This is a genomic window from Blautia hominis (assembly GCA_002270465.1).
Classification (GTDB): Bacteria; Bacillota; Clostridia; order Lachnospirales; family Lachnospiraceae; genus Blautia; species Blautia hominis.
On record NQOF01000007.1, the window covers coordinates 270043 to 288633 of the forward strand.

At 47.4% G+C, this 18591-nt stretch carries 14 protein-coding genes; 4 read left to right on the top strand and 10 right to left on the bottom strand.

What is annotated here, in order from left to right; genetic code table 11:
* Positions 1-32 precede the first annotated feature (32 nt).
* Positions 33-1364, top strand: a complete 1332-nt coding sequence (locus CI595_RS21155; RefSeq protein WP_095175598.1) for an ABC transporter substrate-binding protein — start codon at positions 33-35, stop codon at positions 1362-1364.
* A gap of 91 nt (positions 1365-1455) precedes the next feature.
* On the opposite strand, the gene hpf is transcribed toward CI595_RS21155, so the two are convergent.
* The 6 genes from hpf to CI595_RS21185 form a co-directional block, all read right to left on the bottom strand.
* Positions 1456-1995, bottom strand: coding sequence for a ribosome hibernation-promoting factor, HPF/YfiA family (gene hpf / locus CI595_RS21160; RefSeq protein ID WP_065544400.1), 540 nt, complete (start codon positions 1993-1995; stop codon positions 1456-1458).
* Positions 1996-2204: 209 nt separating this feature from the next.
* The gene (locus CI595_RS21165) at positions 2205-2633 is read right to left on the bottom strand and encodes a hypothetical protein (RefSeq protein WP_095175599.1); all 429 of its coding nucleotides are present in this window, start codon (positions 2631-2633) and stop codon (positions 2205-2207) included.
* Positions 2634-2872: 239 nt separating this feature from the next.
* Positions 2873-3631: a 4-hydroxy-tetrahydrodipicolinate reductase gene (gene dapB / locus CI595_RS21170; protein WP_095175600.1), complete on the bottom strand. Its 759-nt coding sequence runs from the start codon at positions 3629-3631 to the stop codon at positions 2873-2875.
* A 130-nt stretch (positions 3632-3761) separates the two neighbouring features.
* The gene (dapA, locus tag CI595_RS21175; RefSeq protein WP_095175601.1) at positions 3762-4652 is read right to left on the bottom strand and encodes a 4-hydroxy-tetrahydrodipicolinate synthase; all 891 of its coding nucleotides are present in this window, start codon (positions 4650-4652) and stop codon (positions 3762-3764) included.
* Positions 4653-4728: 76 nt separating this feature from the next.
* Complete coding sequence (locus tag CI595_RS21180) at positions 4729-5217, bottom strand: cob(I)yrinic acid a,c-diamide adenosyltransferase (protein WP_065544397.1); 489 nt, start codon at positions 5215-5217, stop codon at positions 4729-4731.
* A 105-nt stretch (positions 5218-5322) separates the two neighbouring features.
* Positions 5323-5958, bottom strand: a complete 636-nt coding sequence (locus CI595_RS21185; protein ID WP_018593169.1) for a single-stranded DNA-binding protein — start codon at positions 5956-5958, stop codon at positions 5323-5325.
* A 197-nt stretch (positions 5959-6155) separates the two neighbouring features.
* Here CI595_RS21185 and typA point away from each other — a divergent pair, with 197 nt between their 5' ends.
* From typA to adhE (CI595_RS21200), 3 genes are all read left to right on the top strand, one after another.
* Entirely contained in the window at positions 6156-7985 is a 1830-nt protein-coding gene (gene typA, locus CI595_RS21190) for a translational GTPase TypA (RefSeq protein WP_095175602.1), read from the top strand.
* A gap of 240 nt (positions 7986-8225) precedes the next feature.
* Positions 8226-10844 carry a bifunctional acetaldehyde-CoA/alcohol dehydrogenase gene (gene adhE, locus CI595_RS21195; RefSeq protein WP_095175603.1) on the top strand — a complete coding sequence of 873 codons (2619 nt, stop codon included), beginning with the start codon at positions 8226-8228 and terminating at the stop codon, positions 10842-10844.
* A 321-nt stretch (positions 10845-11165) separates the two neighbouring features.
* Positions 11166-13784, top strand: coding sequence for a bifunctional acetaldehyde-CoA/alcohol dehydrogenase (gene adhE, locus CI595_RS21200; RefSeq protein WP_095175604.1), 2619 nt, complete (start codon positions 11166-11168; stop codon positions 13782-13784).
* Between the two features lie 61 nt (positions 13785-13845).
* On the opposite strand, the gene pdxT is transcribed toward adhE (CI595_RS21200), so the two are convergent.
* The 4 genes from pdxT to CI595_RS21220 all read right to left on the bottom strand — a co-directional run bounded on the left by pdxT (position 13846) and on the right by CI595_RS21220 (position 18507).
* Positions 13846-14412: a pyridoxal 5'-phosphate synthase glutaminase subunit PdxT gene (pdxT, locus tag CI595_RS21205; RefSeq protein ID WP_095175605.1), complete on the bottom strand. Its 567-nt coding sequence runs from the start codon at positions 14410-14412 to the stop codon at positions 13846-13848.
* Positions 14412-15284 (bottom strand): pyridoxal 5'-phosphate synthase lyase subunit PdxS, encoded by an 873-nt coding sequence (gene pdxS / locus CI595_RS21210; RefSeq protein ID WP_095175606.1) that lies wholly within the window; start codon positions 15282-15284, stop codon positions 14412-14414. Before pdxS ends, pdxT begins: the two co-directional genes overlap by 1 nt.
* Before the next feature lie 196 nt (positions 15285-15480).
* Positions 15481-16608 carry a polysaccharide deacetylase family protein gene (locus CI595_RS21215; RefSeq protein WP_095175607.1) on the bottom strand — a complete coding sequence of 376 codons (1128 nt, stop codon included), beginning with the start codon at positions 16606-16608 and terminating at the stop codon, positions 15481-15483.
* A gap of 444 nt (positions 16609-17052) precedes the next feature.
* On the bottom strand, positions 17053-18507 hold the full coding sequence (locus tag CI595_RS21220) for an alanine/glycine:cation symporter family protein (protein ID WP_095175684.1): 1455 nt from the start codon (positions 18505-18507) through the stop codon (positions 17053-17055).
* Positions 18508-18591: the final 84 nt, after the last annotated feature.

An 18591-nucleotide genomic window follows, 5' to 3' on the forward strand; every position in this document is an offset into this window, starting at 1 on the left:
CATTTATTGTTAAGAAGGAGGGTTTTAACACTATGAAAAGAAAAATGATCGCAGTTATTCTCACTTGTCTTATGGTTTTTTCGGCATCTTCCTGCGGTAAGAAACCTGATAATCCATCCGCCGAGGAAAAGGACACACCAAAAAACAAAACCTCAGATACCACCGACAGCACATTAACGGTCTGGACATGGGATCCCAATTTTAATATCTATGCAATCAAGAAAGCAGCTGAACTTTACGCGGCAGACGGACATGAAGGATTCCATGTAGAGATTACAGAGATTGAATCCCAGGATATTGAGACAAAACTCACCACTATTGCAAATGCCGGAGAACTGGATGCATTGCCGGATATTTTTTTGATCCAGGATGCCTCTTTTCAGAAATTCGCACAGAATTATCCTGACATTTTTACTGACCTGACAGACTCCGGCATTGACTTTTCCCAGTTTTCCGCAGCCAAAACTTCATACTCTGTTGTAAACGGAAAAAATATGGGAATCCCCTTTGACAGCGGTACAGCCGTCAATTGTGTGCGCACCGACTATTTGGAACAGGCCGGATTTACAGTGGAAGATTTTACGGATATTACATGGTCGGATTACATGGAAAAAGCAAAAATAGTGAAAGAAAAAACAGGACAGCCCATGCTCACAGCCAAATCTGCAACCCCCGATATCATTATGATGATGCTGCAGTCCTGCGGTGCCTCACTATTTAATGATGATGGGAGTCCAAATCTGGAGCAGAATGATGTACTGAAAGAATGTATGTCAATCTATATTCAAATGGTAAAAGACAAGACATTAGAAGAAATGCCCGGCTGGGACCAGTATATTGCCTCGATCAATAACGGCACCGTCGCCAGTGCCATGAATGGCTGCTGGATCATAGCATCTGTGGCTGCAAAAGAAGACCAAAAAGGAAATTGGGCAGTCACCAATCTCCCACGTCTGGACAACGCCCCAAATGCAACAAATTATTCCAGCAACGGCGGCTCCACATGGGCAGTCACATCCCAGTGTAAAGATAAAGAGCTTGCCCAGGATTTCTTTAAATCTACGTTTGCGGGAAGCCCGGAACTATATGATGATATTCTTTCCAAAGGTGCCCTATCCACATGGCTGCCCGCTGGAGATTCCACGCTTTATGAACAACCCGTTGACTTCTTTGGCAAAGATGCCATTTATAAAAAAATAGTAGACTATTCATCCAAGATTCCATCCAGTGTAACCAGCCCATACTACTATGATGCCAGAGATGCCATGTGCACTGCCCTGTCCAATGTAATACAGAAAGGTGCCTCATTGGAAGAAGAATTAAAAACTGCCCAGGAAACTGCCGAATTCAACATCTCAAAATAATAATATCTAAAAAAAGGCTCCGGATCGCTCCGCAGCCTTTTTTATCCATGGTAATTGAAAGTTCGTGAAACTTATTTTCTTTGGTCGCCAGTTATTCATTAAAATCCGGCTCGATCAGCCCGTAAGTATTACCCTTTCTCTTATAAACAACATTCACTTCTTCCGTCTCAGCATTCAGGAAAACGAAAAAGTTGTGTCCTAACAGTTCCATCTGTACACATGCATCTTCGGGATACATAGGTTTGAATCCGAATTTCTTGGTACGGATGATCTTGATCTCGTTGGTATTCTCATCTTCAAAGTCCTTCTCCATAAATGCCTGCTGGAAGGTCCCTGCGTTCTGTTTTTTGTCGATGATTTTTTTCCTATATTTTCGTAACTGTCTTTCGATGATCTCTTCTACCAGGTCAATGGAGACATACATATCGTTGCTCACCTGTTCAGAGCGGATGATATTACCTTTTACCGGAATCGTCACCTCAATTTTCTGACGTTCTTTTTCTACGCTCAGTGTTACATGTATCTCGGTGTCATCTGTGAAGAATTTTTCCAGCTTTCCAAGCTTGTCCTCTACCGCACTTCTTAATCCGTCCGTAATATCGATGTTTCTTCCGCTTATAATAAACTTCATGATGTCCAACCCCTTTAACGTGTATTTTACAGGTTGTTTACTCCTGTAATGTATTCTTATTATATCAATATTCCTGCGTTTGTTCAACAGTTTTTAGAAAATTTTAACCATTATAAGTTTTTTGTATAGAGTATTGTTTCCCTACTTTGCAATACACTATATGTAGTGGCAGATACCCGGTTTCCTGGTGTATCTGCCGCATACAGAGATTACGGAGTATTTGTGGTAGTGTTGTTGTTATTGTTATTGGCATTGTTGTCTGTGGCATTGTCAGCATTATTTTCCACTGCATCGCCTACATCCTCTGCTCCGTTTTTCACATCATCGCCCAGGTCTTCCACACCGTCTTTGATGTCTTCACCCAGGTCACCTACCATGCCGTCGCCTGTGCCGGCCTCTCCGCTTCCTGTACCTGTGTCATTGGCTGCGCCGTTATCTGTGGCAGGATTCTCATTGTTCCTGTCAGTGGTGTTGGCGTCATTTGTACCGTTCTTGTTGTCATCTGCCTTGTTGTCACCGGCTTTGTTGTCCTCTGTTGCTGCATTGTTGTCACCATTATCTGTGGCACCGCATCCGGCTGTCACGCACAGTACACCGGCCAGAAGGACACTTAATAAAAGTTTCTTCATCTTACGCATGGTCGTTTCTCCTTTTCCTCTTTGTACTTAACGATAAAAGGCTCTTTATTGGCACTTTTACTGTCACGATTAATATGTGCGTTTCCGTAAGAATTTATGTATGGGCAGATATGCCGGATAAAATGGAAAAACCGCCGTAAAACAACACTGCATCTGCGCAGTCTTACGGCGGTTTCAAATTAAATTTAAAATTTTTACATAACAGTATAAAGCCCCCACTGCGCACTTTCCGTTAGTGATCAGCCATTAATAACATTGCTCATATTGTACATGCCCGGGCCTTTACCCTTCAGGAATTTGGCAGCCTCCACAGCACCTTTGCCAAATACGGCCTTCGAGTACGCGGTGTGCTTAAATTCGATCACCTCGTCCGGACCTGCGAAGATCACCTCGTGCTCTCCCACAATGCTTCCACCGCGGACAGCAGACAGGCCAATCTCCTTTGCATCACGCTTCTCACGGGTCTGGCTCCTGTCATAGACATAATGGTACTGGTTGTCCATGGCTTCATTCAGGCTGTCCGCCAGAGCCAGGGCCGTACCGCTGGGCGCATCCACCTTCTGGTTGTGGTGCTTTTCAACGATCTCCATGTCAAAGCCTGCCTGGGCCAGAACCTTAGCAGCCTCCTGCACCAGCTTCAGAAGTGTATTGATCCCCAGGGACATATTGGCAGAACGCAGCACTGCGGTGCTCTTGGATGCCTCCGCCACATGCGCAAGCTGCTCCTCGCTAAGCCCTGTTGTGCACAGAACCAGAGGCAGCTTCTTTGCCGTACAATAGGCCAATACCGAATCTGTGGCTTTTGCAGATGAAAAATCAATCATCGCATCTGCCTGCACATCACAGTCATTTATATTCGTGAACACCGGATATCCGTTGTCACGGTTGTCAACAAGATCTATGCCCGCCACAATACAAGCCTCCGGGTCATCCTTTACAAGTCCGCATATGACCTGACCCATATGACCGTTGCAGCCGCTCATAATTATTCTAATCATCTTTTGTACCTCTTTCATAGCTGTTCCGTACAGGGCTGTACATTTGCTGCACCGTCTGTACAAAAACATAAGATTTGCTATCACAAGCTCCATCGCCAAAGGCGGTTTTATGAAACGGATATGGCTTGTATTATGCCAGCTTCAGACCGAATTTTACCATTTCCTCTTTCAGCTTTTCCCTGCCTGCTTCTTCCATCTCTGTGAGCGGGGAACGGAGCGGACCTACCTCCATGCCCATCAGGTTCATGGCAGCTTTTACAGGAATCGGATTAACTTCCAGGAACAGAGCGTTGATCAGAGGCATGGCATTTAACTGCATGTCACAGCTTTCTTTTACATCCCCGTTCAAATATTTTTCTACCATATCATGGGTGTATCTTGGCGCAACGTTGGAGAGCACAGAGATCACACCTTTTCCGCCCAAAGACATAAGCGGTACGATCTGGTTGTCATTTCCGGAATAAATATCAAGCTTTCCTTTGGTCAGGGCAGCCATCTCCGCTACCTGTGCAATGTCCCCGGAAGCTTCCTTGATACCCACAATGTTCTCCACATGCTCCACTAAATATGCAACCGTCTTAGGCTGGATATTGATACCCGTGCGGCTTGGCACATTGTAGAGGATCACTGGAATTTTAATAGAATCAGCAATTTTTGTGTAATGTTCGATGAGGCCCTTCTGAGTAGCCTTATTATAGTAAGGAGTTACAAGGAGAACTCCGTCTGCACCATACTTTTCCGCCTCTGTGGATAAGTAGATCGCTGTCTCCGTACAGTTGGAGCCGGTTCCGGCGATGACCGGGATCCTCTTATTCACTTTGTCAATTGTGTACTTAATGGTCTCCAGATGTTCTTCATGGGTGAGCGTGGAAGACTCTCCTGTGGTTCCGCAGATCACGATGGAATCTGTACCCTCTTTAATCTGTTCCTCCAGGATTTCTCCCAGTTTTTCAAAATTTACGTCACCATTTTCTTTCATCGGTGTAACGATCGCAACACCTGCACCTGTAAAAATAGCCATTTTTCTCCTCCTTATGTCTGCAATACTGCTTTTTCTTCCTGTGTTATCAGCAACTTTTGGGCTGTCTGTACAGCCTTTATTTTATAACCTCCAGAGAAACAACCCTGTCGGCCGCCTCCCTCAGACGCACGGGAACCACATTACCGGTCAGAATCAGCTCAGTCTCCTCATCCTTCGTCCGGATCAGTTCCTCCACCTCTTCCTCGGTTATGATCCCGAACTCCACTGCTCCCAGAATTTCGTCCAGAATCAGCATGTCACATTCCTGTGTAACCAATACCTTTCTGGCGTAGTTAAGACCATTCCTGATATTGCAGTTTTCTTCCTGCTTCTCCTCATCACTCAGGTCTTCGTAATACTTATCCTTTTTCTCAAACCGGAACAGCCTTACATTCGGTTCCAGAACAGACAGGTAATCCAGCTCGGAAGTTGCTCTTCCTTTCAGGCACTGGATGACAATTGCAGTCTTTCCATGGCCCACAGCACGTATCGCCTGCCCGATCGCCACACTGGTCTTGCCCTTGCCAGGTCCACAGTATATCTGCACTAATCCTTCATTTTCCATACATTACACCTCTTGCGGATTCTATGACGCTTTATTTAAGAGTTGTGTATATATTACTACACATGGCCAAATAATGCAATATTGGAATCTCAGGCTTCATCTCATTTAGCTGTATGTCTCTCCATATTCCAGCTTGCTTACAGATACCTCATACGCGATCCTTTTTTCAGTGTCTGTCTCACTCAGCTTCTTAATATATTCCCTGCTCTGGATCCTGCCCCAGATATGCAGGCGTCCGCCCACCTCGAAAGATTTGGCGAAATTGGCGTTTCTGCCCCAGCAGATGCACGGTATGTAGTCGGATTTTCCATAAGGCCTGTTCACAGCCAGCAGGATATCTGCGATCTCCCTGCCCAGCGGCGTCATACGATGGACCGGCGGCTTACAGATATATCCATTCAATTCGATAAGATTTGTCTCTATGGATTCGTCTTCCTCCTCCACAAATGTAAGTTCCCGCACAAACACAGAGAGGACCAGACGGTTTTTCTTCTCCTCATGCCTGTTGTAGGAGCGGAACTGCCCCTGCACTTGTATGTACTCGCCGATATAGCTCTGTGTCACATCCACCAGCCTCTCGGAAACCATGAGCGGTATTCTGTCCTCGGAACCGCTGAGACGCTTTACCAGCACATCCACCATGTAGAATCCTTCTCCGTATACCTCGTGACTTTTCTCAAACTCTGATGCGATGGCTCCCATGATGGATACCTGATTGTTTTCAATTATTTTATCTGCCATTGAATTATTTACCCCTTCCTCTGACTTGTATTTTGTCTATATCATATTTATTCTGGTCATACTTTTTTTAGAACAACTTTTTTTCATTTTTTTGAAAAAAATATTTATTTCCACTTTGTATTTACTCATAAGTGTGATAGAATGTGACTGGATTTAGCCGTAAAAATGCGGTTTTTCCATTAGAAAAGAGGTTATTTATGAAAACGAAAAGAGAAAACATCAGAAACGTAGCAATCATTGCCCATGTTGACCACGGCAAAACAACTCTCGTGGATCAGCTTCTGAAACAGAGCGGTGTCTTCCGCGAAAACCAGGAAGTCCAGGAACGCGTTATGGACTCCAATGATATTGAACGCGAGCGCGGTATCACAATACTTTCTAAAAATACAGCAATTTACTATAAGGATACAAAGATCAATATCATAGATACACCGGGCCATGCAGATTTCGGCGGCGAAGTGGAGCGTGTCCTGAAAATGGTGAACGGCGTCATCCTGCTGGTGGATGCCTTCGAGGGCGCTATGCCCCAGACCAAATTTGTGCTGAAAAAAGCCCTGGAGCTTGACCTGCATGTTATTGTATGTATCAATAAGATCGACCGTCCGGAAGCACGTCCCGATGAGGTGATCGACGAGGTGCTGGAGCTCCTTATGGATCTGGATGCCTCTGACGACCAGCTTGACTGTCCGTTCCTGTATGCCTCCGCCAAGGCAGGTCATGCAGTTCTGGACTTATCTGATTCACCGGAGAATATGGAGCCTTTATTTGAGACCATTCTCAAATATATCCCTGCCCCGGAAGGTGACCCGGAAGCAGGCACACAGGTTCTTATCAGCACCATTGACTACAATGAATATGTAGGACGTATCGGTGTGGGCAAGGTGGAGAACGGTTCCATCTCCGTAAACCAGGAAGTGCTCCTTCTGAACCATCATGACCCGGATAAAAAGAAAAAAGTTAAGATCAGCAAACTCTATGAATTCGACGGACTTGGAAAAGTAGAGGTAAAAGAAGCAGGCTTTGGTTCTATTGTAGCCATATCCGGTATCGCGGACATCCATATCGGTGATACCCTCTGCTCACCGGACAATCCGGAAGCCATTCCTTTCCAGAAAATATCAGAGCCTACCATCTCCATGAATTTCCTGGTAAATGACAGCCCCCTGGCCGGTCAGGAAGGTAAATTCATCACCTCCCGCCATTTAAGGGAGCGCCTGATGCGCGAGCTGAACACTGACGTGAGTCTCCGCGTGGAAGATACAGAGAGCACAGACTGCTTCAAAGTATCCGGAAGGGGTGAGCTTCATCTCTCCGTATTGATTGAAAATATGCGGCGGGAAGGCTACGAGTTCGCAGTCAGCAAAGCGGAAGTCATCTATCACGAGGATGAACGCGGCAAGAAAATGGAACCGGTAGAGATCGCCTATATAGATGTACCGGAAGAATTCTCAGGAACCATCATCAATAAATTAAATGAACGTAAAGGTGAACTGCAGGGCATGAGCCCGTCAAGTGACGGAACCGTGCGTCTGGAATACCATATCCCTTCCAGAGGACTTATCGGTTTCCGCGGCGATTTCCTTACCTCCACAAAGGGTACCGGAATCATGAACACTGCCTTCGACGGCTACGCTCCGTACAAAGGTGATATGTTCTACCGCAAGCTTGGCTCTTTGATTGCCTTTGAGGCAGGTGAGACCGTAACCTACGGCCTCTTCTCCGCCCAGGACAGAGGTACACTTTTTGTCAGCGCCGGAGAGAAAGTGTACAGCGGTATGGTGATTGGCGAGAGCGCCAAACCGGAAGATATTGAGCTGAACGTATGTAAGACCAAACATCTGACCAATACCCGCTCCTCCTCCGCTGATGAAGCCCTGAAGCTTACTCCGCCTAAGGTTCTCAGCTTAGAGCAGGCCCTGGAGTTTATTGACACGGATGAACTGCTTGAAGTGACCCCCAAGTCACTCAGGATCCGCAAAAAGATTCTGGATTCCCGTCTCCGTAAACGTGAAGGGTATAAAAAATAAGAAATACCGATGCCGTCATATCTTTTTCAGGTATGGCGGCATACTTTTGTCTATATTTTTCAGAATATTCTGCAATATTCTGACTTTTAATAATTTATACAAAATACTTGTTGGTTTTTATTGTTTTTACATCCATTTTATGGTAAGATAATTTATACCAACAGACAAGACGGAACATAAAAACTTCAGGTACTTCAATGAGTAAGGGCTCAAACCAAAAAATTTTTAAGGAGGATTTCTATGGCAAAAAAACCAGAGAACAAAGCCCCGGAACCCATCAACAGCGTGGAAGCACTGCAGGAAAAGATCGCTTCCATGAGAGAAGCACAGAGAAAGTTTTCCGCCTTCACACAAGAGCAGGTAGACAGGATTTTCTTCGAGGCAGCCATGGCAGCTAACAAACAGCGTATCCCGCTGGCAAAGCTGGCTGTCGCCGAGACCGGAATGGGCATTGTGGAGGACAAAGTTATCAAGAACCATTACGCAGCCGAGTATACTTATAACACATACAAACGTGTTAAGACCTGCGGCGTGGTGGAACAGGACACCTCATACGGCATCAAAAAGATCGCTGAACCGGTGGGCATCGTAGGTGCGGTCATCCCCACCACCAACCCCACATCCACAGCTATCTTCAAATGTCTGATCTGTCTGAAAACAAGAAATGCCATCATCATCAGTCCTCATCCGAGAGCTAAAAAATGTACCATCGAAGCAGCGAAGATCGTACTGGATGCCGCAGTGAAAGCAGGCGCGCCGGAAGGTATTATCGGCTGGGTTGAAGAGCCCACCATTGAGCTTTCCAACGAACTGATGAAATCCGTGGATGTTATCCTGGCAACAGGCGGCCCCGGAATGGTCAAAGCCGCGTACTCCTCCGGGAAGCCGGCGATCGGCGTCGGTCCCGGTAATGTTCCAGTTATTATGGACAGCTCCTGTGATGTTCCTACAGCGGTATATTCTGTTATCCATTCCAAGACCTTTGACAACGGCATGATCTGTGCTTCTGAGCAGTCCGTTACTGCAGTGGCAGATATCTACGATGACGTGAAAAAGGAATTTATAAAGAGAGGCTGCCATGTATTAAATAAGACAGATCTGGACAAGGTACGCAAGATCATCCTGACAGAAGCCGGTACCGTCAATCCTAAGATCGTAGGCCAGCCTGCAGCAGTCATTGCAGAGATGGCAGGCGTAACTGTCCCCAAAGAGACGAAGATCCTCATCGGTGAGGTAACTTCCGTGGATATCTCAGAACCGTTTGCGCATGAGAAATTATCCCCTGTCCTTGCCCTCTATAAAGCAAAGGACTTTGATACAGCACTTGACATGGCTGACCAGTTGATCAAAGACGGCGGCTATGGACATACTGCATCCTTATATATTCATCCGTCCCAGACGGAGAAAATGGCACAGCACGCAGACCGCATGAAGGCCTGCCGTATCCTGGTCAACACCCCATCCTCCCAAGGAGGGATCGGTGACCTTTACAACTTCAAGCTGGCTCCGTCCCTGACCCTGGGCTGCGGTTCCTACGGCGGCAACTCTGTATCCGAGAACGTAGGTGTCAAACACCTGCTGAATACCAAAACCGTTGCCGAAAGGAGAGAGAACATGCTTTGGTTCAGAGTCCCGGAAAAGGTATATTTCAAAAAAGGCTGTCTGCCGGTTGCTCTCGATGAGCTGAAACACGTATACGGCAAGAAAAAAGCCTTCCTGGTAACCGATACATTCCTGTATCAGAACGGCCATACCAAACCGATCACAGACAAACTGGATGAGATGGGCATTCCGTACAGCTGTTTCTTTGATGTAACACCTGACCCCACTCTGCAGTGTGCGCAGAAAGGCCTGGAGCAGTTAAATGCCTTCGGCCCTGATGTGATCATTGCCCTGGGCGGCGGTTCCGCTATGGATGCTGCCAAGATCATGTGGCTCATGTATGAGCACCCGGAATGTGATTTTGAAGATTTAGCCATGGACTTCATGGATATCCGCAAGCGAGTCTATGAGTTCCCCAAGATGGGAGAAAAGGCACTGATGGTATCTGTTCCCACATCTTCAGGTACCGGTTCCGAGGTAACACCTTTTGCCATCATCACAGACAAGACCACCGGCACCAAATGGCCTATCGCAGACTATGAGCTTCTGCCAAACATGGCGATCATAGATGTGGACTTCATGATGAGCCAGCCAAAGGGACTGACAAGCTCCTCCGGTATTGACGCCCTGACCCATGCCTTAGAAGCATACGCTTCCATTATGGCTACCGATTACACCGATGGTATTGCGCTGAAAGCGGTACAGCTTATCTTTGATTATCTGCCGTCCGCATATGAGAACGGCGCCGGCGACCCGGTTGCAAGGGAGAAAATGGCAAATGCCTCCACACTGGCCGGTATGGCTTTCGCCAATGCATTCCTGGGAATCTGCCACTCCATGGCACATAAGCTGGGTGCTTACCATCATGTACAGCACGGCATAGCCAACTCCCTGCTGATCGAACTGGTAATGCGCTACAACGCTGACCCGGCTCCGGTTAAGATGGGAACCTTCTCCCAGTATCCTTATCCTCACGCAAAGGAGAGGTACTGCGAGGTTGCACGTTTTATCGGCATCAAGGGCAAAAACGATGATGAAGTGTTTGACAATTTCATCGAAGCCATTGCCAAGCTGAAAGAAAGAGTTGGGATCAAGCGGACGATCAGAGAATATGGCGTAGACGAGAAAGCATTCCTTGCTACCCTGGACCAGATGGTGGAAGATGCCTTCAATGACCAGTGTACAGGCGCCAACCCCAGATATCCGCTGATGTCTGAGATGAAAGAAATCTATCTGAAAGCTTATTACGGAGAATAAATAATCCTGAAATTTATATGGGCGGGTGTTTTCACCCGCCCATTTCCCCGCTTGATTTCGTTTATTTTTTATCAATTTCTTACCTTTTCTCCCATCATGCCTTTGTGAAATCCCCTCTTAATTATCAGAATTTTATATTGTTTTTTTCTATTTTCAATATTAAATAAATTTTTACATCAAGTTAAATATCTATTCCTTGTACAAACACTGGCAAAATTTAACTAATCAATTTTCACTTTATATATTGACAAACTTTTAACAGTATTATATAATGCGTTTATCGTTAAAAAATTATCAATTCATTATAAGGGAGGATATCACATGGAAAAGAAAACAGAAGCAGAAATGCCAAAGACCGTGAACAGCCTGGAGGCATTACAGGCAAAAATCGCTTCTATGAAAGAAGCCCAGAAAATATTTGCATCCTATACCCAGGAGCAGGTAGATAAGATCTTTTTCGCCGCCGCTATGGCTGCCAACAAGGAACGTATCCCGCTGGCAAAGCTGGCTGTAGCCGAAACCGGAATGGGTATTGTGGAAGATAAAGTGATCAAGAACCATTACGCGGCTGAGTACACCTACAATGCTTATAAAAGAGTAAAAACCTGCGGTGTGGTGGAGGAAGACAAATCATTCGGCATAAAAAAGATTGCAGAGCCTGTGGGAATTGTGGGAGCTGTCATCCCTACTACGAATCCCACGTCCACTGCTATCTTCAAATGTTTGATCTGCCTGAAGACCAGAAATGCCATCCTAATAAGCCCGCATCCCCGTGCAAAAAGATCCACCATTGAAGCAGCCAGAATCATCCTGGAAGCTGCAGTGAAAGCAGGGGCACCCGAGGGAATCATCGGCTGGGTGGAGGAACCCACCATTGAGCTTTCCAATGAGCTGATGAGATCCGTGGACGTGATCCTGGCAACAGGCGGTCCCGGAATGGTAAAAGCCGCCTATTCCTCCGGAAAACCTGCCATCGGCGTCGGACCGGGCAACACCCCTGTCATCATGGACAGCACCTGCGATATCCCTACTGCGGTTTACTCTGTCATCCATTCCAAAACCTTTGACAATGGCATGATCTGTGCATCGGAACAGTCTGTGACCGCCATTGCCGACATTTATGATAATGTGAAAAAGGAATTTGTAAAAAGAGGCTGCCATGTACTGAGCAGCGAAGAATTGGATAAAGTACGGAAAATCATACTGACAGACGCAGGAACCGTAAATCCCAAAATCGTTGGCCAGCCTGCCTCTGTGATCGCCGAGATGGCTGGTGTGACTGTGGAAAAAAATACAAAGATACTGATCGGGGAAGTATCCTCTGTAGACGTCTCCGAACCTTTTGCCCATGAAAAGCTTTCCCCCGTCCTTGCGCTCTACAAAGCCGAGGATTTTGATACAGCTCTTGATATGGCTGACCAGCTTGTCAAAGACGGAGGTTACGGACATACAGCAGCGCTCTATATCCACCCGTCCCAGACAGAAAAGATGGAAAAACATGCAGACCGCATGAAAGCCTGCCGTATCTTGATCAATACCCCCTCCGCCCAGGGCGGCATCGGTGATCTTTACAACTTTAAACTTGCCCCTTCCCTCACACTGGGCTGCGGTTCTTACGGCGGCAACTCCGTGTCTGAGAACGTAGGCGTAAAGCATCTGCTGAACACCAAAACGGTTGCTGAGAGGAGAGAAAACATGTTGTGGTTCCGAGTACCTGAAAAAGTATATTTTAAAAAGGGCTGCCTGCCTGTTGCCCTGGATGAACTGAAAAATGTCTATGGCAAGAAAAAGGCCTTCCTGGTAACCGATACTTTCCTGTACAAAAACGGCCACACAAAACCGATCACCGACAAACTGGATGAAATGGGCATACCATACAGCTGCTTCTTTGATGTCACACCTGACCCCACGCTCCAGTGCGCTCAAAGGGGACTGGCACAGCTTAAAGCCTTTGAACCTGATGTGATCATTGCCCTGGGAGGCGGTTCCTCCATGGATGCGGCAAAGATCATGTGGCTCATGTATGAACACCCGGAATGTGATTTTGAAGATTTGGCTATGGATTTCATGGATATCCGCAAGAGAGTCTACACCTTCCCGAAAATGGGGGAAAAAGCTATGATGGTCTCCATCCCCACTTCCTCCGGTACCGGTTCTGAGGTAACACCATTTGCCATTATCACAGACGAAGTCACGGGAACCAAATGGCCCATTGCAGACTATGAGCTTCTGCCAAACATGGCCATCATTGATGCAGACTTTATGATGACACAGCCCAAAGGCTTAACAAGCGCATCCGGCATTGATGCCCTGACCCACGCACTGGAGGCTTACGCTTCCATCATGGCAACCGATTATACAGACGGTGTGGCCTTAAAGGCTGTAAAACTAATCTTTGACTACCTGCCCGCAGCTTACGAAAAAGGTGCCGCTGACCCTGTTGCCAGAGAGAAGATGGCCAATGCGTCCACCCTTGCCGGTATGGCCTTTGCCAATGCCTTCCTGGGGATCTGCCACTCCATGGCACATAAACTTGGCGCTTACCATCACCTGCCCCACGGCGTAGCCAATGCGCTCTTGATCGAACTGGTCATGCGCTACAATGCGGATCCTGCTCCGGTCAAGATGGGAACCTTCTCCCAGTATCCATATCCTCACGCAAAAGAGAGATACTGCGAGATCGCACGTTTTATCGGTATCCAGGGTAAAGATGAGGATGAGGTATTTGAAAACTTCCTGAAAGCCATTGCTGAACTGAAGGAAAAGGTGGGTATCAAGAAAACCATCAAAGATTATGGAATTGAGGAAAAGGCCTATCTGGAAACACTGGATGAAATGGTTGAGAACGCCTTCAATGACCAGTGTACCGGCGCTAACCCCAGATATCCTCTGATGTCTGAGATGAAAGATCTTTACTTAAAGGCATATTATGGAGAATAACTCTTCTATATCAATAGGGAGGTCCCGCAAATGGGCCTCCCTATCTTTCACTCCCCTGTGATCACCTGCCGCATATCTCCTCTATAAAATACCTGTGTAATTCAGGATTGCCTGTAAGCTCCGGATGAAAAGCCAGGCCAAGCTGACTGCCATAACGGGCTGCTACTATCTTTCCGCCTATGACAGACAAGATCTCCACATCACCGCACACTTCTTCTATATAAGGTGCCCGTATAAATGTCATGGGAAACTGCCCTATTCCTTTCATGTCCCCGGCAGTCTGAAAACTTCCCAACTGCCTGCCGTAAGCATTGCGCCTGACAGTGACCGGCATTGTTCCGAAGCAGGGCTCCCCTCCCGCCACATGCTCAGCCAGCAGAATCAAACCGGCACAGGTTCCCATAACCGGCATACCATCCTCAATACTTTTCTTGATCGGATACAGAAGTTTAAGTTCTGTGAGCAGTTTCCTCATGACCGTACTCTCCCCGCCGGGAAGAACAAGAGCATCCAGATCCCCCATAAGATCTGCCCTCTGCCTGATCTCCACGCAGTCTGCTCCCAGGCCTTCCAGCATACTCCTGTGTTCTGCAAAGGCACCCTGAAGTGCCAGAATACCAATCCTCATCATTTCCCTCTCTCAGCCATGAGCAGTTCTATCTCCTGCTCATTAATGCCTACCATAGCTTCCCCCAGATCCATGGACAGCTCTGCTATCATCCCGGCATCCTTATAGTTTGTCACCGCTTTTACAATTGCAGCCGCGCGCTTCTGGGGATTCCCTGACTTAAAGATGCCTGAACCCACAAACACGCCCTCTGCTCCAAGCTGCATCATCAGCGCCGCGTCTGCCGGAGTTGCCACACCACCTGCCGCGAAGTTGACCACAGGAAGCTTTCCCTGTTCCTTCACATACACCACCAGGTCATAAGGAACTGCAAGTTCCTTTGCCTTGTTATATAGCTCATCCTCCTCCATGGAGGTGATCCTGCGTATTTCCCCCTGCATCATACGCATATGGCGCACGGCCTGGATAATATCTCCTGTGCCCGGCTCCCCTTTTGTGCGGATCATGGACGCGCCCTCATTAATCCTGCGCAGTGCCTCACCCAGGTCTTTTGCTCCGCACACGAAAGGTACCTGAAATTTTCTCTTGTCTATGTGGTATACATCATCCGCAGGGGAGAGGACCTCACTTTCATCTATGTAATCAATCTCTATGGCCTCCAGGATCTGTGCCTCCGCAAAATGCCCGATCCTGCATTTTGCCATAACCGGTATGGATACAGCCGCCTGGATTCCCTGGATCATCTTCGGGTCACTCATTCTCGCCACACCGCCTGCTGCCCGGATATCCGCAGGTATTCTTTCCAGCGCCATGACCGCACAGGCACCTGCCTCCTCCGCGATCCTGGCCTGTTCCGGTGTGGTTACATCCATGATAACGCCGCCCTTCAGCATCTGGGCCAACTCCTTATTCAACGTATATCTGTCTTCCATTCTTAACTCCCTTTCTGCTTTTCCTCTCTTGTGAGAAACCTTTATTCTTTTGGTTGTTATGAATTATAGACGTCATCTGTCCTTTTTTCAAATGCCAGTTTTGACATTTTTAACCATACCAGTTCTCATAATGGACATAAAAATACCCCTCAGGCATTTCTGTCTGAGGGGGTATGTCCGTAATTCTCCTGCCGCACTACTCTACCTGCTGCTCTCCTTCGCCGAAGAAGTAATGAGCTGCACCATTTTCCAGCTTTATACCCTTGGCTTCTGCCAATTCACTTACGGTTACCAGTTTGTAGCCTTGTTCCACCAGTTCCGGGATCACACGAATAGCTGCTTTTACAGACCATTCATGAATATCGTGCATCAGGACGATAGAACCGTCTTTAACATTGTCAACAGTCACCTGATACGTCTGGTCCTCACTCTTAGTCAGCCAGTCCTTTGTATCAATACTCCACATGATCACCGGCATCCCAACTGCGGCCTGCACGGACTCATTATAAGCACCGCCCGGCGGGCGCATCACAGTCGCAGGCACACCTGCCGCACCGGAAATGGCATCATTGGTCCTTTTGATCTGACTGGTGACACTCTCTGAATCCAATGTAGTCAAATCCAGGTGGTCATATGTATGATTTCCCAGTTCCATACCGGCATCCTTCAAGTCCTTCACCACATCAGGAAATGCCGCTGCATTGGAACCCAGCATAAAGAATGTAGCCTTTGCATTATTTTTTGTCAGACAATCCAGCAGTTCTTCTGTATGTTCCCCCGGACCATCATCAAAAGTCAAAGCAACCATGGGCCGCTTCTTTGTCTCGTCGTATTTTCCGCTGTCATCAAAAAAGTAGTCTTCACCGTCCAGCTCCAGCCATCCGGTCTTCATATAGCCGTTCTCATCAAAATAGTATCTTGAGCCTTCAATCTCTTTCCATCCACCTTTAAAAAAGGTTCCGTCCGTATCACGGTACCACCAGCCCTTGTCATCCTGCTGCCAGCCCATCACACCGGCGGATGCCATTTTCGCCAAATCTGCGGCTCCCATAACCGGCTGTTTTGTGGCCGCTGATGTATCTTCCTGGGAGGTCGTCTGAGCCTTAACCTCCACAGCGCCTTCCTTCGGGACCCCTGTCTTACCCGATATCAGCTTATGTATGCCTGTTCCCACCAGACCGATCACCAGCACCAATACTGCTGCCATAGCTACCAGGCGCATTATCCTTCGTCTGCGCATCTGCCGCTTCTTCTCAAGCCTTCGTCTGCGCATGCGTTCCTGTCTTCGCCGCTCGTACTCCAGATCTCTTTCGTCTTCCATCATTATACTCCCATCTCCGCTTACACTAGATATTCCATTTCATGATACCTTTTTTCTCGACAAGTTGCAACAGCAAATCTCTTAATTTTCCTTAAACCGGAACACTTTCTGTAACAGTTCAGACAGGTCTGCGCATTTACTGCGCTGACCGCATGAAGAAGTAGTGCCAGCAGGCATCCTGCCCATCGCGAAGCGATTTTTAATGGCTGGATGCGTAACGGTTCAGCTTGTCTGAACTGTTACCACTTTCTTTGTTCTTATTATAATACATTTCGACAAGTTTGCATAGTCTAATCTTTACTATTTTTATCCATTTATTTTATATAAAAAAACCGGAAGGAAAATTACGGCTGCATTTCTAACTGACAGCCGTTTTTTCACTTCCGGATGTTCCGGAGTATGTCTGTACGCATTGCTATACGACACCTCCGTCCATATCTTAGCTCTCTACAATCCTGCCTGCACCTCTGAGATACCATTCTCCTGTTCAGCAGCCGATTTCCCGAAATAAGCTTTTGTCTCCGCAAACACTACACGGCTCAGAGCAGCCAGCGCGATCAGATTGGGGAATGCCATGAGGGCGTTGAAGATATCGGCAATGTTCCATACAGCCTGCACAGTCATATAAGGTCCGATAAAGATTGCCAGGATATACAGCCAGCGGTACCCCTTGACCACTTTCCTGTTTCTGTTGAAAAGGTATTCAATGCAGCGCTCCCCATAATAATTCCATCCCAGGATGGTAGTAAAGGCAAAAAACACAAGGCATACCATCAGCACTACCGACGCCACAACAGGAGGAAACGGCAGCCCTTTTTGGAATGCGGCGGTGGTGATAGCCACACCCTCCAGCCCTGTGTTCCAGGTTCCCGTCACAACGATGGACAGGCCTGTCATTGTACATATGACAATGGTGTCAATAAAAGTACCTGTCATAGATACAAGCCCCTGACGCACCGGAGATTTTGTTTGTGCTGCGGCGGCTGCGATAGGCGCACTGCCAAGTCCCGCTTCATTGGAGAAAATACCTCTGGCAATTCCCTTCTGCATGGCAACCATCATGGTCCCCATGGCACCGCCTGCCAGGGCACTGCCGGAAAACGCGCTTTTTACAATGGATACAGCCGCCGCCGGGATCTCTCCCAGATGGGTCACAAGGATAATAAACGCAAATATAAAATACAAAACAGCCATAAACGGCACAACAACCTGAGAAACCTGTGCGATCCGCTTCAGCCCGCCGATGACTACCAGGCCCACGCATACAGTCAGGATAAGGCCTGCGATGACGGTGGCAATAGAATAACTGCTGCCCAGCAGAGATACCGTATTGGCTTTCTCCGGGTCAAAAAAGTTGCATACCGCAGAGGATATACCATTTACCTGGGTAAAGGTTCCGATCCCCAGAAGTCCCACGCCGGCTCCGAAAAAGGCGAATATCTTAGCCAGCCATCTCCATCTGACTCCCATGCCGTTTTCTATATAATAAAAAGGTCCGCCCAGCACATGTCCGTCACTGTCAATGGTACGGTATTTTATGGCTAGCACACCCTCTGCGTATTTGGTGGCCATACCAAAGAAGGCTGCCAGCACCATCCAGAACAGTGCTCCCGGGCCGCCTGCCGCAAGAGCGGTTGCCACTCCCACAATATTACCCGTACCGATGGTGGCTGACATGGCTGTACAGAGGGCGCCGAAGCTGGTCACCTCACCGTTGCCCCCATCCTCATTCTTAACCATGAACTTCAGTGCTTTTCCCAGGTGCCTGATCTGTAAAAATCCCATTCTCACCGTCAGGTAAATACCTATGGTGAGGATCAGAACGATCAGCGGCGGTCCCCACACCACCTGGTCAAACCATGTGATAAAATCATTCACTTTCTGCAAAACTACCTGTAACATTTTTTCTTCCGTCCTCTCTTTTTCATAAATACCACACATTTTCTGTTATCATGAACAAAAAAGACTGTGGTTTCCCACAGCCTC

Excerpts from the sequence above, each read along its gene's own strand:
- CI595_RS21155 (WP_095175598.1), top strand. The coding sequence starts at position 33 with ATGAAAAGAAAAATGATCGCAGTTATTCTCACTTGTCTTATGGTTTTT.
- hpf (WP_065544400.1), bottom strand. The coding sequence starts at position 1,995 with ATGAAGTTTATTATAAGCGGAAGAAACATCGATATTACGGACGGATTA.
- CI595_RS21165 (WP_095175599.1), bottom strand. The coding sequence starts at position 2,633 with ATGCGTAAGATGAAGAAACTTTTATTAAGTGTCCTTCTGGCCGGTGTA.
- dapB (WP_095175600.1), bottom strand. The coding sequence starts at position 3,631 with ATGATTAGAATAATTATGAGCGGCTGCAACGGTCATATGGGTCAGGTC.
- dapA (WP_095175601.1), bottom strand. The coding sequence starts at position 4,652 with ATGGCTATTTTTACAGGTGCAGGTGTTGCGATCGTTACACCGATGAAA.
- CI595_RS21180 (WP_065544397.1), bottom strand. The coding sequence starts at position 5,217 with ATGGAAAATGAAGGATTAGTGCAGATATACTGTGGACCTGGCAAGGGC.
- CI595_RS21185 (WP_018593169.1), bottom strand. The coding sequence starts at position 5,958 with ATGGCAGATAAAATAATTGAAAACAATCAGGTATCCATCATGGGAGCC.
- typA (WP_095175602.1), top strand. The coding sequence starts at position 6,156 with ATGAAAACGAAAAGAGAAAACATCAGAAACGTAGCAATCATTGCCCAT.
- adhE (WP_095175603.1), top strand. The coding sequence starts at position 8,226 with ATGGCAAAAAAACCAGAGAACAAAGCCCCGGAACCCATCAACAGCGTG.
- adhE (WP_095175604.1), top strand. The coding sequence starts at position 11,166 with ATGGAAAAGAAAACAGAAGCAGAAATGCCAAAGACCGTGAACAGCCTG.
- pdxT (WP_095175605.1), bottom strand. The coding sequence starts at position 14,412 with ATGAGGATTGGTATTCTGGCACTTCAGGGTGCCTTTGCAGAACACAGG.
- pdxS (WP_095175606.1), bottom strand. The coding sequence starts at position 15,284 with ATGGAAGACAGATATACGTTGAATAAGGAGTTGGCCCAGATGCTGAAG.
- CI595_RS21215 (WP_095175607.1), bottom strand. The coding sequence starts at position 16,608 with ATGATGGAAGACGAAAGAGATCTGGAGTACGAGCGGCGAAGACAGGAA.
- CI595_RS21220 (WP_095175684.1), bottom strand. The coding sequence starts at position 18,507 with ATGTTACAGGTAGTTTTGCAGAAAGTGAATGATTTTATCACATGGTTT.